The sequence below is a fragment of the Mycobacterium sp. 2-64 genome (assembly GCF_035918375.1).
GTDB classification, from domain to species: Bacteria; Actinomycetota; Actinomycetes; order Mycobacteriales; family Mycobacteriaceae; genus Mycobacterium; species Mycobacterium intracellulare.
Genome location: NZ_CP142361.1, coordinates 3,863,797 through 3,888,782, shown reverse-complemented (window position 1 = coordinate 3,888,782; position 24,986 = coordinate 3,863,797). Strand labels below are relative to the sequence as shown.

At 68.1% G+C, this 24,986-nt stretch carries 15 protein-coding genes and 1 tRNA gene; 10 read left to right on the top strand and 6 right to left on the bottom strand.

Going from position 1 to position 24,986, the window contains the following annotated elements; all coding sequences use genetic code 11:
• Positions 1-15: 15 nt before the first annotated feature.
• Entirely contained in the window at positions 16-855 is an 840-nt protein-coding gene (locus QGN31_RS18045) for a helix-turn-helix domain-containing protein (RefSeq protein ID WP_080587986.1), read from the bottom strand.
• Between the two features lie 87 nt (positions 856-942).
• Here QGN31_RS18045 and QGN31_RS18040 point away from each other — a divergent pair, with 87 nt between their 5' ends.
• The 6 genes from QGN31_RS18040 (at position 943) to QGN31_RS18015 (ending at position 15,283) form a co-directional block, all read left to right on the top strand.
• The gene (locus QGN31_RS18040) at positions 943-1,383 is read left to right on the top strand and encodes a hypothetical protein (RefSeq protein ID WP_014384134.1); all 441 of its coding nucleotides are present in this window, start codon (positions 943-945) and stop codon (positions 1,381-1,383) included.
• Positions 1,384-1,432: 49 nt separating this feature from the next.
• Complete coding sequence (locus tag QGN31_RS18035) at positions 1,433-2,155, top strand: DUF1906 domain-containing protein (RefSeq protein WP_009957520.1); 723 nt, start codon at positions 1,433-1,435, stop codon at positions 2,153-2,155.
• Between the two features lie 551 nt (positions 2,156-2,706).
• Positions 2,707-11,961, top strand: coding sequence for a type I polyketide synthase (locus QGN31_RS18030; protein ID WP_201409287.1), 9,255 nt, complete (start codon positions 2,707-2,709; stop codon positions 11,959-11,961).
• Positions 11,962-11,970: 9 nt separating this feature from the next.
• A complete protein-coding gene (gene acpS, locus QGN31_RS18025; protein WP_008255070.1) occupies positions 11,971-12,363 on the top strand; it encodes a holo-ACP synthase AcpS in 393 nt (130 codons plus the stop codon).
• Positions 12,364-12,462: 99 nt separating this feature from the next.
• The gene (locus QGN31_RS18020) at positions 12,463-13,797 is read left to right on the top strand and encodes a dipeptidase (protein WP_014941562.1); all 1,335 of its coding nucleotides are present in this window, start codon (positions 12,463-12,465) and stop codon (positions 13,795-13,797) included.
• Positions 13,798-13,906: 109 nt separating this feature from the next.
• The gene (locus QGN31_RS18015) at positions 13,907-15,283 is read left to right on the top strand and encodes a cytochrome P450 (RefSeq protein WP_014382143.1); all 1,377 of its coding nucleotides are present in this window, start codon (positions 13,907-13,909) and stop codon (positions 15,281-15,283) included.
• Here QGN31_RS18015 and bcp read toward each other — a convergent pair.
• A complete protein-coding gene (bcp, locus tag QGN31_RS18010) occupies positions 15,280-15,753 on the bottom strand; it encodes a thioredoxin-dependent thiol peroxidase (protein ID WP_014941563.1) in 474 nt (157 codons plus the stop codon). The two genes, QGN31_RS18015 and bcp, sit on opposite strands and share 4 nt — an antisense overlap.
• 104 nt (positions 15,754-15,857) lie before the next feature.
• Here bcp and QGN31_RS18005 point away from each other — a divergent pair, with 104 nt between their 5' ends.
• Entirely contained in the window at positions 15,858-16,085 is a 228-nt protein-coding gene (locus QGN31_RS18005; protein ID WP_014941564.1) for a DUF3618 domain-containing protein, read from the top strand.
• On the opposite strand, the gene QGN31_RS18000 is transcribed toward QGN31_RS18005, so the two are convergent.
• From QGN31_RS18000 to QGN31_RS17985, 4 genes are all read right to left on the bottom strand, one after another.
• Positions 16,072-17,811, bottom strand: a complete 1,740-nt coding sequence (locus tag QGN31_RS18000) for a DUF3556 domain-containing protein (protein ID WP_014941565.1) — start codon at positions 17,809-17,811, stop codon at positions 16,072-16,074. The genes QGN31_RS18005 and QGN31_RS18000 overlap by 14 nt on opposite strands.
• Before the next feature lie 149 nt (positions 17,812-17,960).
• Entirely contained in the window at positions 17,961-18,227 is a 267-nt protein-coding gene (locus QGN31_RS17995) for a hypothetical protein (RefSeq protein WP_014384141.1), read from the bottom strand.
• A 139-nt stretch (positions 18,228-18,366) separates the two neighbouring features.
• Positions 18,367-18,442 (bottom strand) — tRNA-Lys (locus tag QGN31_RS17990).
• Between the two features lie 267 nt (positions 18,443-18,709).
• On the bottom strand, positions 18,710-19,948 hold the full coding sequence (locus QGN31_RS17985) for a GNAT family N-acetyltransferase (protein ID WP_014384142.1): 1,239 nt from the start codon (positions 19,946-19,948) through the stop codon (positions 18,710-18,712).
• A 336-nt stretch (positions 19,949-20,284) separates the two neighbouring features.
• On the opposite strand from QGN31_RS17985, the gene QGN31_RS17980 reads away from it, so the two are divergent.
• The 3 genes from QGN31_RS17980 to QGN31_RS17970 all read left to right on the top strand — a co-directional run bounded on the left by QGN31_RS17980 (position 20,285) and on the right by QGN31_RS17970 (position 24,984).
• The gene (locus QGN31_RS17980) at positions 20,285-22,648 is read left to right on the top strand and encodes an MMPL family transporter (RefSeq protein WP_014941599.1); all 2,364 of its coding nucleotides are present in this window, start codon (positions 20,285-20,287) and stop codon (positions 22,646-22,648) included.
• Positions 22,649-22,725: 77 nt separating this feature from the next.
• Positions 22,726-23,640: a DMT family transporter gene (locus tag QGN31_RS17975; protein WP_014941600.1), complete on the top strand. Its 915-nt coding sequence runs from the start codon at positions 22,726-22,728 to the stop codon at positions 23,638-23,640.
• Positions 23,641-23,772: 132 nt separating this feature from the next.
• The gene (locus tag QGN31_RS17970) at positions 23,773-24,984 is read left to right on the top strand and encodes a L,D-transpeptidase (protein WP_014941601.1); all 1,212 of its coding nucleotides are present in this window, start codon (positions 23,773-23,775) and stop codon (positions 24,982-24,984) included.
• Positions 24,985-24,986: the final 2 nt, after the last annotated feature.

Sequence of the window (24,986 nt, the reverse complement as noted above, 5' to 3'; positions counted from 1 at the left end):
GTCCACGCGCTGACGCTAGCCGATGTAGGGAAGCAACTGCGGGTGCTGCTGAGCGATCGCGCGCAGCCTCCGATCACCGTCGAGACCGCGCAGGTAGTCGCCGGTCGCCGGGTCCGCGGGAAAGAACGACTCGATGATCAGGCTTTCCACGGAGATGTCGAGCGGACTGCCGAAGGTGGCGATGATGCTGACGAATCGGAGCTCGGTGCCGTCCAGCGTGAGCATCTGAAACGGCACGTAGAGCTCGCCGGTCCGCTCGCCGCGGTCGCCGCCCTTGGGCACCGGATAACTCGAGAGCTCCTCGTAAAGACGGCGGATGTCCGGGGCCGCGGTGGCCTGCGCGTGCCGGCGAACCCGGCCCAGGATGGCGGCGTGCACCTCGGCGCGGTTGAGCAACCGCTGCGCCAATCCCCGCGGGTGCAGGCACAACCTCATGACGTTGATCGGTGGGCGCAGCAGTTCGGCGTCGACCCCTTCGGCGAGCACGACGCACCCCACATTGCCCGCTATCAGGTTCCAGCAGGCATCGGTGACGATGGCCGGGTACGGGGCGTGGCCGGCCAGTACCGAGTCGACGGCCGCCTTCACCGGCCTCATGCGTTCGGCGTCCAGGGTGTGCTCGCCGAACATCGGTGCGTAGCCGCCGTCGAGCAGCAGTCGGTTGCGCGCGGCCAGCGGCAGGTCCAGGGACTCGCCGATGCGCAGCAACAACGCGCGGCTGGGATTGGCCCGGCCGGTCTCGACAAAACTGAGGTGGCGGGGCGACACACCTAGCTGATGCGCGAGTTCCATCTGGCTCAATCGCCGACGGGTGCGCCACTCGCGCACCGCCAGACCCGCTGTACTCCCAGGCATCGTGAAGAACCTAACGCCGTTGCGTGGAGCTAAACCACTACCTCGAAGGTAATCGACCTACTTACCTGCGCGGCGAAGACTGCATGCATGACCACAACAACGAAACCAGCCTCACCGCCGCAGCCCGCGGGCCTGCGCCGCGCGTTCGCCGCCGCCGCCGTCGGTCGGATCCTGTTGGGCGCCACGGCGTTTGCCTACCCGGCGTCCCAGACTCGCATGAACGGGGTGCCCGATCACATGCTGTCCACGGAGCTCAAGTATCTGATCCGCATTTTCGGGGCCCGGGCCCTGGCCCTGGGCATCGGTTATCTCGGCAGCGACGAACCCAACCGGCGGCGCTGGCAATACATCGGCCTGATGGTCGACACGCTGGACAACATCAACGCCCTGCTGGAGCTGAGACATCTCAAGCGCGGCGACCCCAGGGTCCGCTCGCTGCTGAGCCTCATGGCGGTGACCGGCCCCTACGCGACGTTGGGCGCGGCGGGCGCGCTGCAGCGCCGATACGGCACCGTGACGCACATGTGATCAGTGTGACCAATGTGTCACATGGGGTTTGTGTCGTACCCTGTGGCTTGTGTCATCGGTTTCGCGGCGCGACCTGTTCAAATACGCGGCCGCGGCGCCTGCCCTGCTGGGTCTGGGCGCCGCGGGTGCGTCATTGGATGCCGCGCCGGCCTCGGCGTCGCTGGGCACCCTGCTGGACTACGCGGCCGGGGTCATTCCGGCCAGCGAGATCCGCGCCGCGGGCGCCGTGGGATCGATCCGGTACGTCTCGGACCGACGGCCCGGCGGGAAGTGGATGCTCGGCAAGCCGATCCAGGTCGCCGAAGCGCGCGACCTCCACAGCAACGGACTCAAGATCGTCTCCTGCTACCAGTACGGCAAGGGCAACACCGCGGACTGGCTGGGCGGCGCCAACGCCGGCCTGCAGCACGCGCAACGCGGAATGCAGCTCCACGCCGCGGCCGGCGGCCCCGCCACGGCGCCCATCTATGCCTCGATCGACGACGACCCCTCCTATGAGCAGTACAAGAGCCAGATCGCGCCGTACCTGCGGTCGTGGGAGTCGGTCATCGGCCATCAGCGCACAGGCGTGTACGCCAATTCGAAGACCATCGACTGGGCACTGCACGACGGTTTGGGCTCTTACTTCTGGCAGCACAACTGGGGCTCGCCCAAGGGGTATGCCCATCCCGCCGCCCACTTGCACCAGGTTGAGATCGACAAACGCAGCGTCGGCGGGGTGGGCGTGGACATCAACGAGATCCTCAAGCCCCAATTCGGGCAGTGGGCCTAGCGGCCCCACATCGTCGTCCGGTCCGACCGGGATGCGGACTCTTAGAAAGCCCAGCAAACACTCGTTCGCTCATTTTCGCGTCGGGTCGGTGTGCCCGCCCGGCGGTCGGCATCGGTGATGCCGCTCAGACGGCGCTCCGCGGCCCCAAAAATTTATATAACGATTCGATAACAAAACTGCTTTGATCTGCGCAGTTATAGCTACTCGACCGTAACCACCTGCATGCAGCAGGTTTGGGAATCGCGTCCGCGCCGCCGGTCAAACCCAGTGTTACCCAGGACACGGTTACCCATGCGTAGAACTCGCCAGTAACCGATCACCACGCAAAACGGGGGTGGAATCTTATGACACTCTTAGTACAGCCGATGAAGTCCGTCGCACCGCTCAGCGCCATCCGGGCGGTCGCCGACAACGCACCGGCCGCCGTTTCCCGGCTGTGATTCGACGCTGAACCACGCCGCATCGAGGAGCACTGGCGAGTGCCCACCCTCTGGTGGTGACCGCCCATACGAACCGAGACGTAAAGACGCATACCAGGGGAGACAGAGAAGGTGACAATCCACGAGCATGACCGGGTGTCCGCCGAGCGCGACGGGCAGGGCCCGCAGGGAGGCAAGCACCCAGCCGGGGACACCCACGCTCTTGTCGACCGCCTGACGGCCGGTGAGCCCTACGCCGTGGCGTTCGGTGGCCAGGGCAGTGCCTGGCTGGAGACCCTCGAAGAACTGGTGTCGTCGGCCGGCATCGAATCGGATCTGGCGGGGCTGGTCGGTGAGGTCGAACTGCTCCTCGAGCCGGTGGCAAAAGAGCTGGTCGTGGTGCGTCCCATCGGCTTCGAGCCGCTGACGTGGGTCCGCGCGCTGGCCGCCGAGGACCCGATCCCGTCGAACAAGCACCTGACCTCGGCCGCGGTATCGATCCCGGGCGTGCTGCTCACCCAGATCGCGGCCGTGCGCGCGCTGGCGCGGCAAGGCATGGATCTGAGCGCGACGCCGCCGGTGGCCGTCGCCGGGCATTCCCAGGGCGTGCTCGCCGTCGAGGCGCTCAAGGGCGGGGGCGCTCGCGACGTCGAGCTGCTGGCGTTGGCCCAGCTGATCGGCGCGGCCGGGACGCTGGTGGCCCGTCGCCGCGGGATCTCCGTGCTGGGCGACCGGCCGCCGATGGTGTCGGTCACCAATGCGGACCCCGAGCGCATCAGCCGGCTGCTCGACGAGTTCGCGCAGGACGTGCGGACCGTCCTGCCGCCCGTGCTGTCCATCCGCAACGGCCGCCGTTCGGTCGTCATCACCGGCACCCCCGAACAGCTGTCCCGCTTCGAGCTCTATTGCCAGCAGATCTCGGAGAAGGAAGAGGCCGACCGGAAGAACAAGCTGCGCGGCGGCGACGTCTTCTCGCCGGTGTTCGATCCGGTGCAGGTCGAGGTGGGCTTCCACACCCCCCGCCTGGCCGACGGCATCGACATCGTCGGCGCCTGGGCCGAGAAGGTGGGCCTGGACGTCGCCCTGGCCCGGGAACTGACGGAATCCATCCTGGTGCGCCCGGTCGACTGGGTGCAGGAGATCACCCGCGTCAACGACGCCGGCGCCCGGTGGATCCTGGACCTGGGTCCCGGTGACATCCTGACCCGGCTGACCGCACCGGTGATCCGCGGCCTGGGTGTGGGCATCGTGCCCGCCGCCACCCGCGGGGGTCAGCGCAACCTCTTCACCGTCGGCGCCGTCCCCGAGGTGGCGCGGGCCTGGTCGAGCTACGCGCCGACGCTGGTTCGCCTGCCCGACGGCCGGGTCAAACTCTCGACCAAGTTCACCCGCCTGACCGGCCGTTCGCCGATTCTGCTCGCGGGCATGACCCCGACCACGGTCGACGCCAAGATCGTGGCCGCCGCGGCCAACGCCGGCCACTGGGCCGAGCTCGCCGGAGGCGGGCAGGTCACCGAGGAGATCTTCGCCAACCGGATCGACGAGCTCTCCGGGCTGCTGGAGGACGGTCGCACCTACCAGTTCAACGCGCTGTTCCTCGACCCCTACCTGTGGAAGCTGCAGGTCGGCGGAAAGCGGTTGGTGCAGAAGGCGCGTCAGTCCGGCGCGGCCATCGACGGGCTGGTCATCAGCGCCGGCATCCCCGAGCTCGAGGAAGCCGTCGAGCTGATCGAGGAGCTGGGCGACGTCGGCATCAGTCACGTCGTCTTCAAGCCCGGCACCGTCGAGCAGATCCGCTCGGTCATCCGCATCGCCACCGAGGTGTCCACCAAACCGGTGATCGCGCACATCGAGGGCGGCCGCGCCGGCGGCCACCACTCCTGGGAAGACCTCGACGACCTGCTGCTGGCGACCTACTCGGAACTGCGGTCGCGCTCCAACATCACCGTCTGCGTCGGCGGCGGCATCGGCACGCCCGAGCGGGCGGCCGACTACCTGTCCGGGCGCTGGGCGCAGGCCTACGGCTTCCCGCTGATGCCGATCGACGGCATCCTGGTCGGCACCGCGGCAATGGCGGCCAAGGAGGCCACGACCTCGCCGTCGGTCAAGCGGATGCTGGTGGAAACCCAGGGCACCGACCAGTGGATCGGCGCCGGGAAAGCCTCCGGTGGCATGGCATCCAGCCGCAGCCAGCTCGGCGCGGACATTCACGAGATCGACAACAGCGCCTCGCGGTGCGGACGGCTGCTCGACGAGGTCGCCGGTGACGCCGACGCCGTGGCTCAGCGCCGCGACGAGATCATCGCGGCGATGGCCACCACCGCCAAGCCGTACTTCGGCGACGCCGGCGAGATGACCTACCTGCAGTGGCTGCAGCGCTACGTCGAGCTGGCCATCGGGGACGGCGATTCCACCGCCGACACCGCCTCACCGGGCAGCCCGTGGCTGGCCGACACCTGGCGCGACCGTTTCCAGCAGATGTTGCAGCGCGCCGAAGCGCGTTTGCACCCAAAGGATTTCGGCCCCATCGAGACGCTCTTCAACGACGAGGCCCTGCTGGAGAACCCCGGGGCGGCGATCGATCTGCTGCTCGAGCGCTACCCCGACGCCGAGACCGTCCAACTGCACCCGGCCGACGTTCCGTTCTTCGTCACCCTGTGTAAGACGGTGGGCAAGCCGGTCAACTTCGTGCCGGTCATCGACAAGGATGTGCGGCGCTGGTGGCGCAGCGACTCGCTGTGGCAGGCCCACGATGCCCGCTACGACGCCGACCAGGTGTGCATCATTCCGGGCACCGCGGCCGTCGCGGGGATCACCCGAATGGACGAACCCGTCGGTGAACTGCTGGACCGCTTCGAGCAGGCGGCCGTCGACGAGGCGCTGGCCGCCGGGATCGAGCCGACGGCCGTCACGTCGCGCCGCACCGGCCGCGCGGATGTGACCGGGCCGTTGGCCGTCGTGCTGGATGCCCCGGACGTGCAGTGGGCCGGCCGCACCGCGATCAATCCGGTCCACCGGATCGCCGACCCCTCCGAGTGGCTGGTGCACGGAGACTCCGAAGGACCCGAAAGCCGCCGCGCCACGCACTCGTCGACCGGGGCGCGGCTGCAGGTCGAAGGCGACCGCGTCGTCCTCAGCGTCCCGGTGTCAGGGGTCTGGGTCGAGATTCCGTTCACCTTGCCCCCCAACACCGTTGACGGCGCGACGCCGGTGGTCTCCACCGACGACGCCGCCACGGCCATGCGGTCGGTGCTGGCGATCGCCGCCGGCGTCGACGGGCCGGAGTTCATGCCCCCGGTCACCGACGGAACGGCCACCGTCACGGTGGACTGGGACCCCGAGCGCGTCGCCGACCACACCGGTGTCACGGCCACCTTCGGGGAGCCGTTGGCGCCCAGCCTCACCACCGTGCCCGACGCCCTGGTCGGCCCGTGCTGGCCCGCGGTCTTCTCCGCAATCGGTTCGGCGGTCACCGACACCGGCATCCCGGTGGTGGAGGGGCTGCTGAGCCTGGTGCATCTCGACCACGCCGCGCACATGGTCGGCGCGCTGCCGAAGAACCCGGCCCAATTGACGATCACCGCAACGGCTTTGGCGGCCGCCGACACCGACATGGGGCGCGTCGTTCCCGTCTCGGTCACCATCGCCGGCGCCGACGGTGAGGTGATCGCGACCCTCGACGAGCGCTTTGCGATCCTCGGACGCACCGGTGCCGCAGAACTCGCCGACCCGGTGCGCGCCGGCGGCGCGGTCTCCGAAAACGCCACCGACACTCCGCGTCGGCGCCGCCGCGACGTCACCACCACCGCGCCCGTCGACATGCGACCGTTCGCGGTGGTGTCCGGCGACCACAACCCCATCCACACCGACCGGGCCGCCGCGCTGCTGGCCGGGCTGGAATCGCCCATCGTGCACGGCATGTGGCTGTCGGCCGCCGCCCAGCACGCGGTGACCGCCACCGACGGCCAGGCCCGCCCGCCGGCGCGACTGATCGGCTGGACCGCGCGCTTCCTGGGCATGGTGCGGCCCGGTGACGAGGTCGCCTTCCGCGTCGACCGCGTCGGAATCGACCAGGGCGCAGAGGTTTTGGAGGTCACCGCCAAGGTTAAATCCGACCTGGTGATGTCAGCGACGGCACGCCTGGCGGCCCCGCACACCGTCTACGCGTTCCCCGGTCAGGGAATTCAGCACAAGGGCATGGGCATGGACGTCCGCGCCCGGTCCAAGGCCGCCCGCAAGGTGTGGGACAAGGCGGACAAGTTCACCCGCGACACACTCGGCTTCTCGGTGTTGCACGTGGTGCGCGACAACCCGACCAGCATCATCGCCAGCGGGGTGCCCTACAACCACCCCGAGGGGGTGCTGTACCTGACGCAGTTCACCCAGGTCGCGATGGCCACGGTGGCGGCGGCGCAGGTCGCCGAGATGCGCGAGCAGGGCGCCTTCGTCGAAGACGCGATCGCCTGCGGGCACTCCGTCGGCGAGTACACCGCGCTGGCCTGCGTGACCGGCATCTATGAGCTGGAAGCGTTGCTGGAGACGGTGTTTCACCGTGGATCGAAGATGCACGACATCGTGCCCCGCGACGAGCTGGGCCGGTCCAACTACCGGCTGGCGGCGATCCGGCCGTCGCAGATCGACCTCCCCGATGACGAGGTCCCGGGGTTCGTCGCGGGAATCGCCGAGAGCACGGGCGAATTCCTCGAGATCGTCAACTTCAACCTGCGCGGCTCGCAGTATGCGATCGCCGGCACGGTCCGCGGGCTCGAGGCGCTGGAGGCCGAGGTGGAGCGGCGTCGCGAGATCACCGGCGGCAAGCGCTCATTCATCCTGGTTCCGGGCATCGACGTGCCGTTCCACTCGCGGGTGTTGCGGGTGGGAGTCGCGGAGTTCCGGCGCTCCCTCGACCGGGTCATGCCGCGCGACAAGGATCCCGACGTCATCATCGGGCGCTACATCCCCAACCTGGTGCCCCGCCCGTTCACCCTGGACCGCGACTTCATCCAGGAGATCCGCGACCTGGTGCCGGCCGAGCCGCTCGACCCCATCCTCGCCGACTACGACACCTGGCTCGCCGAGCGTCGCATCGAGATGGCGCGCACCGTCCTGATCGAGCTGCTGGCCTGGCAGTTCGCCAGCCCGGTGCGCTGGATCGAGACCCAGGACCTGCTGTTCACCGAGGAGGCCGCCGGCGGCCTGGGTGTGGAGCGGTTCGTCGAGATCGGCGTGAAGTCCGCGCCGACCGTCGCCGGGCTGGCCACCAACACGCTCAAGCTCCCCGAATATGCCCACAGCACAGTCGAAGTGCTCAACGCCGAGCGCGACGCCGCGGTGCTGTTCGCGACCGACACCGATCCCGAGCCGGAGCCCGAGGTCGACGAGGTCGCGGTCGAGGCGCCGGAGGCATCCGGTTCGCCGGTGGAGCCCGCCCCGGCCGCCCCCGCACCGGCGGCCGCCGCATCGGGCCCGCGCCCCGACGACATCGGATTCGACGCCGCCGACGCGACGTTGGCGTTGATCGCGTTGTCGGCCAAGATGCGCATCGACCAGATCGAGGAGCTGGACTCCATCGAATCCATCACCGACGGTGCCTCATCGCGGCGCAACCAGCTGCTGGTGGACCTGGGTTCGGAGCTGAACCTCGGCGCCATCGACGGCGCCGCCGAAGCCGACCTGGCCGGGCTGCGCGCCCAGGTGACCAAGCTGGCACGCACCTACAAGCCTTACGGCCCAGTGCTTTCCGACGCGATCAACGACCAGCTGCGCACGGTGCTGGGGCCGTCGGGCAAGCGGCCCGCCGCCATCGCCGAGCGGGTCAAGAAGACCTGGGAGCTGGGCGAGGGTTGGGCCAAGCACGTCACGGTCGAAGTCGCGCTGGGAACCCGCGAGGGCACCAGCGTCCGCGGCGGCGCCATGGGTCATCTGCACGAGGGGGCCCTGGCCGACGCCGCCGCCGTCGACAAGGCCATCGACGCCGCGGTCGCGTCCGTCGCCGCGCGCCACGGCATCTCGGTCGCGCTGCCGTCGTCGAGCGGTGGCGGTGGCGGTGCGACCATCGACGCGGCCGCGCTGGGCGAATTCACCGCCCAGATCACCGGACGCGACGGCGTGCTGGCGTCGGCGGCCCGCCTGGTGCTGAACCAGCTGGGCCTCGACGACCCGGTCAGCGCGTCGCCGGCGGCCACCGATGCCGAGCTGATCGACCTGGTGACCGCCGAACTCGGCGCGGACTGGCCACGCCTGGTCGCGCCCGTGTTCGAGCCGAAGAAGGCGGTGCTGTTCGACGACCGGTGGGCCAGCGCCCGCGAGGACCTGGTCAAGCTGTGGCTGACCGACGAGGGCGACATCGACGCCCGGTGGGTGGAGCTGTCCGAAAGGTTCGAGGGCGCAGGCCATGTCGTGGCCACCCAGGCCACCTGGTGGCAGGGCAAGGCCCTGGCCGCGGGCCGGCAGATCCACGCGTCGCTGTTCGGCCGGATCGCGGCCGGCGCCGAGAATCCGGATCCCGGACCGTATGCACACGAAGTCGCCGTGGTGACGGGGGCCTCCAAGGGCTCGATCGCGGCGTCGGTCGTCGCGCGACTGCTCGACGGCGGCGCCACGGTCATCGCCACAACGTCGAAGCTCGACGACGAGCGGCTGGCGTTCTACCGGGGCCTGTATCGCGACCACGCTCGTTACGGCGCGGCGCTGTGGGTGGTCGCGGCCAACATGGCCTCCTACTCCGATATCGACGCCCTGGTCGAGTGGGTCGGCACCGAGCAGTCCGAAAGCCTTGGGCCGCAGTCGATTCACATCAAGGACGCGCAGACCCCGACGCTGCTGTTCCCGTTCGCGGCGCCGCGCGTCGTCGGCGACCTGTCGGAGGCTGGCTCCCGCTCCGAGATGGAGATGAAGGTGCTGCTGTGGGCGGTGCAGCGGTTGATCGGCGGGCTGTCGAAGATCGGTGCCGAGCGCGACATCGCGTCGCGGCTGCACGTCGTGCTGCCCGGTTCACCCAACCGCGGAATGTTCGGCGGTGACGGCGCCTACGGTGAGGCCAAGTCGGCGCTCGACGCGTTGGTGAGTCGTTGGCACGCCGAATCCTCGTGGGCGGCAAGGGTCAGCCTGGCGCACGCGCTGATCGGCTGGACCCGCGGCACCGGGCTGATGGGCCACAACGACGCCATCGTCGATGCGGTCGAGGAGGCCGGCGTCACCACGTACTCGACGGACGAGATGGCGGCAATGCTGTTGGCCCTCTGCGACATCGAGTCGAAGGTGGCGGCCGCCGCAGAGCCGATCAAGGCCGACCTGACCGGTGGACTCGGGGAGGCCAACCTCGACATGGCCGAGCTGGCCGCCAAGGCCCGCGAGCGATCCGCCTCGGGCGAGGACGACGACCCCGAGGCGCCCGAGGCCGAGGGCAGCATCGCCGCCTTGCCGTCCCCGCCGCGCGGCTACAGCCCCGCGCCGCCCCCCGAATGGGCGGACCTCGACGTCGACCTCAACGACCTGGTGGTCATCGTCGGCGGCGCGGAACTCGGGCCGTACGGTTCGTCGCGGACCCGCTTCGAGATGGAGGTGGCCGGCGAGCTGTCGGCGGCCGGTGTGCTCGAGCTGGCCTGGACCACCGGACTGGTCAAGTGGGAGGACGATCCCCAACCCGGTTGGTACGACACCGAATCCGGCGACTTGGTCGATGAGTCGGAGCTGGTCGATCGCTACCACGACGCCGTGGTCGAGCGGTGCGGCATCCGCGAATTCGTCGACGACGGTGCGATCGATCCCGATCACGCCTCACCGCTTCTGGTCAGTGTGTTCCTCGACAAGGACTTCTCGTTCGTGGTATCCAGCGAGGCCGACGCGCGTGCGTTCGTCGAGTTCGATCCCGAGCACACCGTGGCCCGGCCGGTGCCGGACTCCAGCGACTGGGAGGTGATCCGCAAGGCGGGCACCGAGATCCGCGTTCCGAGGAAGACCAAGCTGTCGCGGACGGTCGGCGCGCAGATCCCCACCGGGTTCGACCCGACGGTGTGGGGCATCACCCCGGACATGGCCAATTCCATTGACCGGGTGGCGCTGTGGAACATCGTGGCGACCGTGGACGCGTTCCTGTCCTCGGGCTTCACCCCGACCGAGCTGCTGCGCTGGGTGCACCCCAGCCTGGTGGCCTCCACGCAGGGCACCGGCATGGGCGGCATGACCTCGATGCAGACCATGTACCACGGCAACCTGCTGGGCCGGGCCAAGCCGAACGACATCCTGCAGGAGGTCCTGCCGAATGTCGTTGCGGCCCACGTCATGCAGTCCTACGTCGGTGGTTACGGCGCGATGGTGCACCCGGTCGCGGCCTGCGCGACGGTCGCGGTGTCGGTCGAGGAGGGCGTGGACAAGATCCGGCTCGGCAAGGCCGAATTCGTGGTCGCCGGTGGGTTCGACGACCTGACCCTGGAGGCCATCATCGGCTTCGGTGACATGGCGGCCACCGCCGACACCGAGATGATGCGGGCCAAGGGCATCAGCGATTCGAAGTTCTCGCGCGCCAACGACCGGCGCCGCCTCGGGTTCCTGGAAGCCCAGGGGGGTGGCACCATCCTGCTGGCCAACGGCGCGCTGGCGGCCAAGATGGGATTGCCGGTGCTGGCCGTGGTCGGCTACGCACAGAGCTTCGCCGACGGTGTGCACACCTCGATCCCGGCGCCCGGGCTCGGAGGCCTCGGCGCCGGTCGCGGTGGCAAGGACTCGCAGCTGGCCCGCTCGCTGGCCAAGCTGGGCGTGGGAGCCGACGACATCGCGGTCGTGTCCAAGCACGACACCTCGACGCTGGCCAACGACCCCAACGAGACCGAGCTGCACGAGCGGTTGGCCGACTCGATGGGCCGGTCGCCCGGCAACCCGCTGTTCGTGGTGAGCCAGAAGACCCTCACCGGTCACAGCAAGGGTGGCGCGGCAGCGTTCCAGCTGATGGGCCTGTGCCAGATGCTGCGTGACGGCGTCATCCCGCCCAACCGCAGCCTGGATTGCGTCGACGACGAGCTGGCCACCGCCGGTCACTTCGTCTGGGTGCGTGAGGCTTTGGACCTGCGCGGCAAGTTCCCGCTCAAGGCCGGTCTGGTGACCAGCCTCGGCTTCGGCCACGTGTCGGGTCTGATCGCACTGGTGCACCCGCAGGCGTTCATCGCCGCGCTGGACCCGGCCGATCGGGACGGCTACCGCAAGCGGGCCGAGCAGCGCCTGCTGGCCGGTCAGCGTCGGCTGGCCTCCGCGATCGCCGGCGGGCGTCCGATGTATGAGAAGCCGGCCGACCGGCGGTTCAACCACGACGAGCCGGAGAAGCGTCAGGAGGCGGCGATGTTGCTCAACGCCGACGCCCGCCTCGGCGAAGACGATCTTTACGTCGGCTAGGGTCGGTGCGTGGCGATCGTCGGAGTAGGCATCGATCTCGTCTCCATCCCGGATTTCGCCGAGCAGGTCGACCAGCCGGGCACTGTCTTCGCCGAGACGTTCACCCCGGGTGAGCGCCGCGACGCCTCGGACAAGAGTTCGTCGGCGGCGCGTCACCTGGCGGCTCGGTGGGCGGCCAAGGAGGCGGTGATCAAGGCATGGTCAGGGTCTCGCTTCGCGCAGCGGCCCGTGCTGCCCGAGGACATCCACCGCGACATCGAGGTGGTCACCGATATGTGGGGGCGGCCGCGGGTGCGGTTGAGCGGCGACATCGCCAAACACCTGGCCGATGTAATCATTCACGTGTCGTTGACGCACGAGGGGGACACCGCCGCCGCGGTGGCGATCCTGGAGACGACGTAGGCTCCTCCCTCTGTCTTTGAGTGTGGGTCCTCTGGGCGAATTCACGCCGGTCTTCGTACCTAGCCCCCACGCTCGACGGCGCGTGCGTAGGAGGAAGACATGAGCGATCTGGTTGACCGCGTCCGCGAGGTGCTGCCGTCGGTGCGGCGCGACCTGGAAGACCTGGTGCGCATCGAATCGGTGTGGGCCGATCCCGGCCGACGCTCCGAGGTGCACCGCAGCGCCCAGGCGGTGGCAGATCTGTTGTCACAGGCCGGTTTCGGCGACGTGCAGATCGTCAGCGAGGGGGGAGCGCCCGCGGTCATCGCGCGCCATCCCGCGCCGCGCGGCGCGCCGACCGTGCTGCTGTATGCCCATCACGACGTGCAGCCCGAGGGCGACCGCGGCCAGTGGACGTCGCCGCCGTTCGAGCCCACCGAACGTGACGGGCGGCTCTACGGCCGCGGCAGCGCCGACGACAAGGCCGGTATCGCAACGCATTTGGCGGCCTTTCGCGCGCATGGCGGCAAGCCCCCCGTCGGCGTGACGGTGTTCGTCGAGGGCGAAGAGGAATCCGGTTCGCCCTCGCTCGCCCGATTGCTTGCGGCCCACCGCGACACGCTGGCCGCCGACGTGATCGTCATCGCCGACTCGGACAACTGGAGCGCCGACACCCCGGCGCTGACGGTGTCGCTGCGGGGTCTGGTCGACTGCGTGGTCGAGGTCGCCACGCTCGACCACGGGCTGCACTCCGGCCTGTGGGGCGGGGTGGTGCCCGACGCGCTCAGCGTCCTGGTGCGGTTGCTGGCCAGCCTGCACGACGACGACGGCAACGTGGCCGTGGCGGGCCTGCACGAAACCGACACCGCCGCGCTGAACTACCCCGACTACCCGGCCGAGCGGGTCCGCACCGACTCCGGCCTGCTCGACGGCGTGTCCGAGATCGGGTCGGGCTCGGTGCCGCAACGGCTGTGGGCCAAACCCGCGATCACGGTGATCGGCATCGACACCACCCCCATCGAGAAGGCGTCGAACACGCTGATCCCGCGGGCGCGGGCCAAGATCAGCATGCGGGTGGCTCCCGGCGGCGACGCCGCCGCGCACCTGGACGCCCTGACCGCCCATTTGGAAAGCCACGCACCGTGGGGCGCCCACGTCAGCGTCACCCGCGGCGACCTCGGCGAGCCCTACGCCATCGAGGCCAGCGGCGACGTCTACGACGCGGCCCGCGCGGCGTTCCGGCGGGCGTGGGGGGCCGAGCCCGTCGACATGGGCATGGGCGGCTCCATCCCGTTCATCGCGGAATTCGCCGCCGCCTTCCCGCAGGCAAAGATCCTCGTCACCGGCGTGGAAGACCCGGGTACCCAGGCGCACAGCATCAACGAGAGCCTGCACCTGGGGGTGCTGGAACGCGCCGCGATCAGCGAGGCGCTGCTGCTGGCCAATCTGGCCTGAGAGCGCGGCTGAGCGGGAAACTCGCCTGCCCGAATGCTTAACGAGACCGATAGTCTCGTCGCATACTGCTTCTACAGGCAGCAGCCACTCGTCCGCAGGAGACGCCACCGTGAGTACGGAAGACACCCTCACCGGCATCACGCGCACCAAGGCCGGCAAGACCCACCGTTACCACTTCGATCGCCACACCCCGGAGTACCGCGAGCGGTTCACCGCAATCACCGAGGAGATGCACGCCAAGTGCCCGGTGGCGTGGACCGACACCTACGACGGGCATTGGGTGGCGGCGGGCAGCCGGGAGGTCTTCGAGCTCGCGCGATGCCCGCACGTGTCCAACGACCACGACGTCACCGGCGAAGGCACCGGCTACAAGGGCATCACCATTCCCACGATTCCGCAGGCCACCGGCGTGCGTGGCGGCATGCTCGAGATGGATGAACCCGAGCACTCCGCCTACCGCAGCATCCTCAACCCCTACCTGTCGCCGGCGGCCATCAAACGCTGGAAGCCATTCGTCGACGAGATCGTGCGGGCCAGCATCGACGAGAAGATCGAAACCGGGCGGATCGACTTCGTCGACGATCTCGCGAACGTCGTGCCGGCCGTCCTGACGCTGGCCCTGATGGGCGTTCCGCTGAAGAAGTGGCAGCTCTATTGCGAGCCGGCCCACGCCAACGTCTACACGCCCGCCGATTCCCCGGACGCCCCAAGGGTTTTGGAGCAGACGATGGCGATGGGCGCGGACCTGTTCAACCACCTCCTCGAGATCCGCGAGCACCCGCGCCCCGGCATAGTGGACGCGCTGGCACGACTGCGGATCGACGGCGAACCCGCCCCCGACGCCGAACTGCTCGGAATGCTCGGCCTGATCATCGGCGGAGGTTTCGACACGACGACGGCGCTGACCGCGCACGCGCTCGAATGGCTCGGCGAAAATCCCGAGCAGCGCGAACTGCTGAGGCGGGAATCGGACACGTTGCTCGCCTCGGCGACCGAGGAATTCCTGCGTTTCTTCACGCCCGCGCCGGGGGACGGCCGCACGATTGCCGCCGATCTCGAGATCGCTGGCACGCAGTTCAAGGAGGGCGATCGCCTGTGGCTGTCCTGGGCGATGGCCAACCGCGATCCCGCGGTGTTCCCCGATCCGAATCGATTGGACCTCGCTCGAAAGAACAACCGGCACTTCAGCTTTGGTCTAGGCATCCACCGCTGCATCGGCTCGAATGTCGCGCGGGTGGTGTTCAAGTCGATGCTCACGGCGGTACTCGACCGGATGCCCGACTACCGCTGCGACCCCGAAGGCACCGTGCACTATCCGACCATCGGCGTGATCCAGGGCATGCAGCACCTTCCGGCGACCTTCACCCCCGGCAGGCGGCTTGGCCCGGGGATCGACGAGACGCTGGAGAAGCTGCAGCGGGTGTGCGACGAACAGGGGATCGCGCGGCCGATCACCGAGTACGCCGAGGCCGCCGTCATCAGCTAGACGGACAGGTCGCGGCGCAGCTTGGCGACGTGGCCGGTGGCCTTGACGTTGTACTGCGCGACGGCGATCTTGCCCTTCTCGTCGACCACGAACGTCGAGCGAATGACGCCCGTGACGGTCTTGCCGTACATCTGCTTTTCGCCGTAGGCGCCATAGGCCGTCAGCACTTTGCGGTCGGGGTCGGACAGCAGCGGGAACGTCAGCCCCTCCGCGTCACGGAATTTGGCGAGCTTCTCCGGCTTGTCGGGGGAGATGCCGATGACGTCGAGGCCCGCGCCGTTGAGCTCGGCCAGGCTGTCCCGAAAGTCGCACGCCTGCTTGGTGCACCCGGGAGTCGACGCGGCCGGATAGAAGTAGACGATGACCCGGCGCCCCTTGTAATCGGGCAGCGACACCTTATTGCCGTCGGCGTCGGGCAGGTTGAAGGAGGGCGCTTTGTCGCCGGGTGCAAGCCGCGTGGTCTCGGTCAAGGTGGGGCCCTTTCTGTTCACCGGAGCGTCGGGGTTACCGCCAGCTGATCTAGGGTAGTTCGGGCAGGTGCATGAGCCGGATAGTGGGCGACTTGGAGGACATAGTGGCGGACCGCGACCCCGAAGCCATCAAGCGAGACATCGACGTCGCCCGTGACCAGCTGGCGGCCACCGTCGACTCGCTTGCCGAGCGGGCGAACCCGCGTCGCCTCGCCGACGACCTGAAGGTTCGGGTGATCGGGTTCGTGCAGAAGCCCGTGGTGCTGGCGTCGCTGGCCGGGGTCGGGGCGTTGGTCGTCGTGGTGGCGGTGCGCCGCGTCAGGAACCGCTGACGCGGTCGCTCTGGACGTACACCGGAATGTCGTCGGCCCAGGGCTGATTGGTGGCCATGTCGTCGACGTCGCAGTAGCCGCGTTCGAACTCGCCCGTCGCCGCGTCGACCAACCGGTATTCCTGCCGCTGTTGGTGGATGGGCTGGGCGTCGAGGATCACCACCCGCACCTCGCCCGGCTCGAACCCGCACCGTTGCTGTAGCGCCTCGATCAGGCACTCGTTGTGCATGTGCCCGTCGCCGAAGTTCCAGCCCAGCACCATTGAGCACAGGACTTCGCCCTCACACAGGTTGTAGTCGTCCTCGTCGTAGTCGGCCATGGCCCGGTGTGCCAGCGTGAGCAGCGCGCGTCCGTGGGTGTTCATGCCCCGGAACGCCAGGGCCAGGTGCAGCGGGATCAGGGTCTCCTCTTTGCTCCCGTACAACCGCTCGAGCTGCAGGTGCTGCATCGGGCCCAGGGCGCGCGAGCCGACGCGGAACTTCTCGTCGGCGGACGGCCGCACGCACCACAGGGTGGTGTCCCAGTTGCCGGCGTAGTAGCGCATGCCCGGCAGGAAGGAGACCTTGCGCGGGTAGAGGTTCCCGACGACGACCGTGCCGGCTATCACCGCGAACAGGACGGCGATCGGCAGCGGGTGGGCGATGTCGGACAGCCCCAGGCGCGCGTGCGCGACGAACAGCCACAGCACCCCGAAGATCATGAACACGTTCCATTCCAGCGGCACGCCCATCGGAAAGGCCAGCAGGATGTTCAGGTGGAACACGATCATGACGAACGCCGCGATGGCCGTCGGCCAACCGCCGTGTGAGAACAGGAGTACCAACGGCACCAGCCCTTCGACCGCGGTCGAGAAGTGCGCGATGAAACCCGCCAGCGCGCTGGGCCGCAGGTCGTCGGGGTGGTGTTTGAACATCGACCGCTTGAGCGGTCCCGACGGGATGAACGGATTGTTCGCCAGCATGGTCGAGATCACGAACGGGAAGTGCCGGTTGAGTTTGGAGGTCGCCGCGCCCAGCCAGATCACCATGAAGACGACCTTGGCACCGACGACGATGTCCGCCCCGGCGAACAGGAACGTCAGCGCCAGCGGCGCGTACACCTCGCCGCGCGCGGCCAGGAAGATCACCTTGTCGCGCAAGCTGATTAGGGCCAGGACCGCCAGGACGGCGACGGTCTGCCACCGCGGCAGCACGCCGATCGCGGTGTCCAGGCCGGGAATCGGCCCGCCGCCGTCGGATAACAGCGCGGTCACCATCAGCAACAGCAGCATGCCGTAGAGCAGCGCGTCCAGCGAGGTCCGGGTGCTGCCCCTGGTGAACGGCACCCGGTCGGGCCACGGCGGCAACCGGATGGTGCCGGGCCGCAGCCAGTACAGGATCGACCCCATCGGGGGGAAGTAGCGCCCGGCGAGCGGCCCGAAGCAGCAACCGAGGCCGACGACCTCGAACAGCATCGTGTAGAGCACGGCCTTCTGGAACACAATCGGCTCCGACCACCACGCGCCGACCTGTGTGAAGCCGCCGATGCCGGAGGTCGACCACGCGAAGAGCCAGCCGCCGAGGATGTAGAGCGCGATCTTCACGCCGTACATCACGTGCATCACCAGCGGGGTGCCGAAGCCGTGCTCGGCGATGTGGCGTGCCATCGGCACGATCCGTTCGGCGCGTGAGCGGGTGGTCCACTCGGCCATGTCGACGACCGGCAGGTTGGGCCGGATGAACCCCATTGCAGCTCCTTCGACGCAGCATGTCCCAAGGGGCCTGTCGGCGCTTTCGGCGCCAACCGGTGCCAGCAAGAAATTACCTGTCGGAGGGGCTTTTGCGGCGGGATACGACGCCAAATTTTCGGGGCGGCAGCGCGCGAGGGTGGTCGGGGCTACTCCCAGCCGGGCGGGTCGTTCTCGGCCATGTAGGCCTCCCACGCTGCGCGCCGCACGGCCCGGGTTTGCAGGTCCTGACAGATCGCCTGCGCCTCGGCGGCGCTGCCGGCCCGGCCCAGGTCGTGGTGCACGAAGCCGTCATCGACCCGTTCGGCGCGGAAGCCGCCCGTCGAGACCAGATGGACCCGGTACTCGCTGCGGTCGTCGATGTTGGCATGGAAGTGGCCCTCGAAGGGTTCGACCCACTTCAGCTCAGTTTTCACACGAGCCCTCTGAAAAACCCCACCGCAGCGATGCTAGGACCCGCAGGGTTACTGGGAAAGGGATTGCCCGGAGATCGCTACCCATCGGGTCAACCCCCTGAAGTGCAGAAGCCACCAAATAATGAACTATTCGGTGAGCTGGTGCGCCGTCAGGGTTTCGAACCCCGGACCCGCTGATTAAGAGTCAGCTGCTCTACCAACTGAGCTAACGGCGCTTGTGGTCGGCCGAGACCGCGTAGGCGACAATAACAGGCGTCCGGCCGTCCCGTGAAATCCCGACCGCGTCCCAGGATAGCCGCTCGGCCGCCAGTGAACCCGTTGTGCCGCGGCCGCCCAGCTCGCCCCGCGACCGGCGGCGCGTGATGGCGGCCAGAATTGCGGCGGACCCGCCGCCGCGGGTCATCGGCCGCCGAGAGATGCGTTACCCCGAAACGAATCCGAAATAGTTTGTGCCGCAATCTGATTCGTGGCTCAACGAGCGATCAGAAGAGCGTGCCGCAATAGGGCACGCGGTCGGTGGCGAAGATGGCGTCCAGCGTGCGCACCGCGCCCGGCTGCAGCTCGGTGAGGCGGTTCGCCCTGTGGAGTTCCGATGGTCGGTGCGCTCCCATGTAGATCGTCCCCAGATCACCGAGGCGTATCTGGACGTCCGCGGGCCCGTCGTGGGGCGTGCACTCGCCGACACCATCGCGCGTCCGCAGCCGGAAGTGTCCACCCGCGACGGTGAGCGGGTCCGTGATGTCCAAGACGACGTCGGCGTCGGCCGAATAAGCGCGGGTGGCGAGCGCCGCGGGCACGTTCATGATTCGCAGCCACAGAAAATCGCTCATGCCTATCGTTTTCGCGGCGAGTTGGTCTTTGAGTTTGAGCGGGAGCGGGTCATCGACAGGAACCTCCATCACGACGTTGTCGAACGTTTTGGAGCCCACCAGCGTCGCCAACAGCTCGTCGTGGGCTTCGTTCGTGACCGCGCAGAAGTCTTGGACGATCACGCTTCCGAAAGGCCGCCGATAGGCGTGCGGCGACGCACCCGCCACCCGATAGGTCACAAAACCATCCGGGTGGACGATGAAATTGAGCGCCGATCCGTTGTCCCGCTGGGTGATCCTGTCTTCCAGGATGTCGTCCCACCACGCATCATCTCTGCTCAGCGCACCCGGGGTGATGCTGCGCCATCGCTCGTAAACCGAGGGTAGCAAGCGTGCCGCCTCGGCAGCGTCGACCTCACGAGCCCGATTTCGGTCGGGTTTGTTGCGCAGCTGGGTGAAACGCGGCTCGATGTCGTAGGTCCTGGCGTAGCTGGCCACCCCGGCCCCAAGGATTTCGTAAACCGTTGGCTGGGTGGGAACACCACAAAGAATGGGATAACCACGCTCCTGCAATATTCCGAAGCCGTGGATGCTGAGCTGTTGCCAGATTCCCTTACCTTGATGCGTCGCGGCGACCGCAATCATCGACAACCACGCGGCGTCGAGACTGGCGCCGCCCGGCACCGTGAGCCGCAGTGGGTAATAGAGGGAAGTTCCGACCAGGTGTGGCTTTTCCGGATCGGACATGTCTTCGGCGATCAGGATATTTTGCAGGTTGGTCCGGCGCGTCCAGGCTGCGACGTCGTGCGGGTCCACCGCAACCCCGTATGCGCGCGCCTGGTTCTCGTAGACGGCTTGCCAGTCCTTCTCGGTTGGATGCTTGATCCTGATGGCTTCGTTGGTTGTATTCATCGATCATCCAATTCGATTGTGGCCCAGCCGAATCCGTGATTTAACCGAATCCACCAAAGCTCGTTTACTGGAATGCCGCCCTTCTTCGGTACCCGAGTCCGGGGTTATGAAACGTCGCGACAACGTCGGCGACGCCGCCCACAAGCCGTCATCGTAGGAGCTGGGGTGCAAGGCGGATCACGGGTGTGACGGAATCATTGCGCGAACGCGGCCGTCTTACTTTTACATAGGTCATGCGTCCATCTCCGACGCAGCCGCGGAAATGAGTCCCTGAGGGGGGCGTCAAACGGGCTCGCTGTGGGTATAGAGCTAGGCCGGGGCGCCAGAACGGAAAGGATGGCAGTGCTGCGAGGAGTTGCTCGGCTGGCCATCACGGCGCCCAGGCGCATCATTGCCGCCGCCGTTCTCGTCCTCGTGGCCGCCGGGATCTTCGGGATTCCGGTGGTCAACCGTCTGTCGGCCGGCGGCTTCCAGGACCCGACATCGGAATCGGCGCGGGCGACCGAACTGCTCAGGGACAAGTTCGGTCAAACCGACCAGAAGATGCTCATCGCGCTGACAGCGCCCGCGGGCGCCCACAGCGGAAAAGCGCGCCAGGTCGGCACAGACATCGTCGACCACTTGAAACGATCGCCGTGGGTCATCGACGTCTCTTCGGCGTGGACATCGCCGCCTCAGACGGCGGCCCAGCTGGTCAGCAAGGACGATAAGTCCGGGATGATCGTGGCCGACCTGCGAGGCGGGGAGAACAAGGCCCAGGAGTACGCCAGCACGCTCATGCGTGAACTGGTCCACGACCGTGACGGCGTCGCCGTTCGCGCCGGCGGCATGGCCGTGGCATACGCGCAGATCAACGGGCAGAACCAGCGGGATCTGCTGTTGATGGAGTCCATCGCGATCCCGCTGAGCTTCGCGGTCCTGGTCTGGGTGCTCGGCGGTGTGGTGGCGGCGACGCTGCCGATCGTCCTTGGCCTCTTGGCCATCGTCGGCACCATGTCGGTGCTGCGGTTGATCACCTTCGCCACCGACGTGTCGACCTACGCCCTGGACCTGAGCATCGCCATGGGCCTGGCCCTGGCCATCGACTACAACCTGCTGATCATCACCCGCTACCGCGAGGAGCTGGCCCGGACCGAGGACCGCGACCGGGCGCTGTATCGCACCATGGCCACCGCCGGCCGGACCGTGCTGTTCTCGGCCACGACCGTCGGGCTGTCGATGGCGGTGATGGCGCTGTTCCCGATGTATTTCCTGAAGTCGTCGGCGTACACGATCGTGGTCACCGCGATCATCGTGGCCCTGGCCGCTGTCGTGGTCACGCCTGCCGCGATCGTGCTGCTGGGGCCGCGGTTGGACTCGCTGAACGCGCGCCGGGTGATGCATCGCGTGCTGCACGGGCAGCGTGCGTTCCGCGATCACGCACACCAACCGCTCGAGACACAGTTCTGGTATCGGTCGACCCGCTACGTGTTGCGCCACGCCATGTCGGTCGGTCTGAGTGTCGTGGTGTTGCTGCTGTTGCTCGGGGCGCCGTTCCTGGGGGTGAAATGGGGCTTCCCCGACGAGCGGGTGCTGCCCAGAGGGGCGTCGGCGCGTCAGGTGGCCGACATGTTGGACAACGATTTCGCTAACGGGCTGGGCACCGGGGTATCCGTCGTCGTCCCCGACGCCCGCGGCCTGAGCCCCGCCGACCTGCAGCATTACGCCGCCGAGCTGTCCCGCGTGCCTGACGTCTCCGCGGTGAGCGCGCCGACCGGCACGTTCGTGGGCGGAGAGCGGGTGGGCCCGCCGGCCGAGGCCACCGGCATGTCCAACGGCGCCGCGTTCTTGACGGTGTCGAGCACCGCCCCGCTCTATTCGAACGCCTCAAATACCCAGCTCGACCGATTGCATCAGGTCGCTGGACCCTCGGGGCGCTCGGTGCTGTTGACCGGTCTGGCGCAGATCAACCGCGACAGCGTCGACGCGATCACCCAGCGTCTGCCGATCGTGTTCGCCCTGATCGCCCTCATCACGTTCGCGCTGCTCTTCTTGCTGACTGGCAGCGCGGTGCTGCCGTTGCAGGCGCTGGTGTGCAACGTGCTGTCACTGACGGCGGCATTCGGCGCGATGGTGTGGATCTTTCAAGACGGCCACCTGGGCGCCCTGGGCACCACACCGAACGGCACGTTGAACGCCAACATCCCGGTGCTGTTGTTCTGCATCGCCTTTGGGCTGGCCATGGACTACGAGGTATTCCTGGTCTCGCGCATCCATGAGTATTGGCTGGCCTCGCAGGCCGACCGAGAGACGCCGCCGACCGCACTCGAGGCGCGCGCCGCCACCGACGAGAGCACGGCGCTGGGCATCGCCGGGATCGGGCGCGTCGTCACGACCGCCGCAGTGGTGATGTCGATTTCGTTCGCCGCGTTGATTCCCGCGCACGTGTCGTTCATGCGAATGCTGGGCCTGGGTCTCACCCTCGGCGTGCTGGTCGACGCCACCCTGGTCCGAATGGTATTGGTGCCGGCCTTCATTCATCTGTTGGGCCGTTGGACGTGGTGGGCCCCAAGGCGGTTGGTGTGGCTGCGCGAGCGGTCCGCAACCGGTGAAGAGGGCGAGGTCGCGGTGGGGCGCGGCCGCTGGGCCCGCGACGCACCGAACGGGGGCCGGTCATTGACCAGAAGGTGGGCTGACAGGGCCACCGCCCATCGCAGCTGAACTTCCGATATGCGTCGTGCAGCAAGGGTTTTCCAACACTCCGGAGCTCGCACCACCGGATACCGACGGAGATTTTCATGTCGCACACACTGATCGCCGCTCTGCTCGCACTGAGTTCCGCGCTGTGCATTGCCACGGGCGACGTGCTGCAGCAACGCGCGGCGCAGCGCATCACCGACCGGGCGGTGGGCTCCGTCGAATTGTTCGCCAATTTGCTTCGCAGCCAACGCTGGTGGTGGGGCACGCTGTTGTTGGCGGCGAGCATCGCGTTGCAGGCCGCGGCCCTGGGTGAAGGATCGGTGCTGCTCGTCCAGGCGTTGCTGATGTCGTCGGTGCTGTTCGCCCTGCCCCTCAACGCCAGGTTGTCGCACCGCACCGTGACCGGCGGGGAATGGGTGTGGGCCGCGCTGTTGACGGCCGCGGTGGTCGTCGTCGTGGTCGTCGGCAATCCGCAGGCCGGCCATAGTGGCGCATCGCTGAGAACCTGGGCCGTGGTGGCGATCGTCCTGGGGCCGCTGCTCGTCGGCTGCGTGGTGGCCGGCCGCATCCGGGGTGGCGTGGTGGCCGCCGTGTTGTTCGCCTTCGTGTCGGGGGCGCTGTGGGGCGCCTTTGCGGCGCTCACCAAGGAGGTCGTCGCTCGGCTCGGCGACGGGCTAGGCGCCGTGACCCGCGCTCCAGAGCTCTACGCCTGCATCCTGGTCGCGCTGGGGGGCGTGGTGTGGAGCCAGGCCGCATTTCGGGCAGGCCCGCTGACCGCGTCGATGCCCACGCTGCAGGTGTCGCAGCCCGTGGTGGCGGCGGTCCTGGGCGTGGTCGTGCTCGGCGAGACGCTGAACACGGGTCGCGCCGGGATGATCGCCCTGGTGGCGGCCGCGTCGGTGATGACGGCGGCCATCATCAAACTCGCCCGCGTCGAGGCCGTCGCGACCCGCGACCGGGCCGAAGCGCAGCTGCAGGAAGCCCGCGCAGCTGTGGTGCCGCGAGGTCACTGACCTCGCCCGAGTGACGAATTCATTGCGGCGGAGACACCGTACGGCCGCCCGCGCCGCTGTGGGCATGTCGGGTCGGCGAAACCCTTTAGAATGCGTGCAGCGAGGTCAGCGGTGACCAACTTCGAGAATTGAATGGAAGGTCACTGGATGACGCCTTTGCGTGGACGCAGATCGTGGCTGGCGGCCGCGATCGCCGCGGTTGCCGTGTTTGCCGTCGCCTGCGGTGGCAACCACGCGGCCGCGCCGGCGAAGGTGATCTTCGACAAGGGCACGCCCTTTGCCGACCTGCTGGTCCCCAAGCTCACCTCCTCGGTGACCGACGGCGCCGTCGGCGTGACGGTGGAGGCGCCGGTGACGGTGAGCGTCGCCGACGGCGTGCTCGCGTCGGTCACCATGGTCAACGAAAACGGCAGGTCGATCAGCGGGAAGCTGAGCCCCGACGGGCTGCGCTGGTCCACCACCGAGCAGCTCGGCTACAACAGGCGCTACACGCTGAACGTCAAGGCGACCGGGCTGGGTGGCGCGGCCAGCAAGCAGATGACCTTCGCGACCAGCTCACCGGCCCACCTGACCATGCCGTACGTCAGTCCGGTCGACGGCGAGGTGGTGGGCATCGGCCAACCGGTGGCAATCCGCTTCGACGAGAACATCGCGGACCGGGCGGCGGCCCAGAAGGCCATCACCATCACCACGAACCCACCGGTGGAGGGTGCGTTCTACTGGCTCAACAATCGCGAAGTACGTTGGCGCCCAGAGCATTTCTGGAAGTCGGGAACGGCCATCGACGTGGCCGTCAACACCTACGGCGTGGATCTGGGCGACGGGATGTTCGGTGAGGACAACGTCAAGACGCACTTCACCATTGGCGACGAGGTGATTTCGACCGCCGACGACACCACGAAGACCGTGACCGTGCGGGTCAACGGTGAGGTCGTCAAGACCATGCCGACGTCGATGGGCAAGGACAGCACGCCAACGGCCAACGGCATCTACATCGTTGGCGCGCGGTTCAAACACATGATCATGGATTCGTCGACCTACGGGGTTCCGGTCAACTCGCCCAACGGATATCGCACCGAAGTCGACTGGGCCACCCAGATGTCCTACAGCGGAGTCTTTGTGCACTCCGCGCCGTGGTCGGTGGGCGCCCAGGGTCACACCAACACCAGCCACGGGTGCCTGAACGTCAGCCCCAGCAACGCCGAATGGTTCTACGACCACAGCAAGAGCGGTGACATCGTCGAGGTTGTGCACACGGTGGGCCCGACCTTGCCGGGCACCGAGGGGCTCGGCGACTGGAACATCCCGTGGCCGGAGTGGAAGGCGGGCAACGCCAACACCTGACC

What these genes read in the sequence shown, in the direction of transcription:
- QGN31_RS18045 (WP_080587986.1), bottom strand. Translation starts at nt 855, where the DNA reads ATGCCTGGGAGTACAGCGGGTCTGGCGGTGCGCGAGTGGCGCACCCGT.
- QGN31_RS18040 (WP_014384134.1), top strand. Translation starts at nt 943, where the DNA reads ATGACCACAACAACGAAACCAGCCTCACCGCCGCAGCCCGCGGGCCTG.
- QGN31_RS18020 (WP_014941562.1), top strand. Translation starts at nt 12,463, where the DNA reads ATGAGCGATCTGGTTGACCGCGTCCGCGAGGTGCTGCCGTCGGTGCGG.
- QGN31_RS18000 (WP_014941565.1), bottom strand. Translation starts at nt 17,811, where the DNA reads ATGGGGTTCATCCGGCCCAACCTGCCGGTCGTCGACATGGCCGAGTGG.
- QGN31_RS17985 (WP_014384142.1), bottom strand. Translation starts at nt 19,948, where the DNA reads ATGAATACAACCAACGAAGCCATCAGGATCAAGCATCCAACCGAGAAG.
- QGN31_RS17980 (WP_014941599.1), top strand. Translation starts at nt 20,285, where the DNA reads ATGGCAGTGCTGCGAGGAGTTGCTCGGCTGGCCATCACGGCGCCCAGG.
- QGN31_RS17975 (WP_014941600.1), top strand. Translation starts at nt 22,726, where the DNA reads ATGTCGCACACACTGATCGCCGCTCTGCTCGCACTGAGTTCCGCGCTG.
- QGN31_RS17970 (WP_014941601.1), top strand. Translation starts at nt 23,773, where the DNA reads ATGGAAGGTCACTGGATGACGCCTTTGCGTGGACGCAGATCGTGGCTG.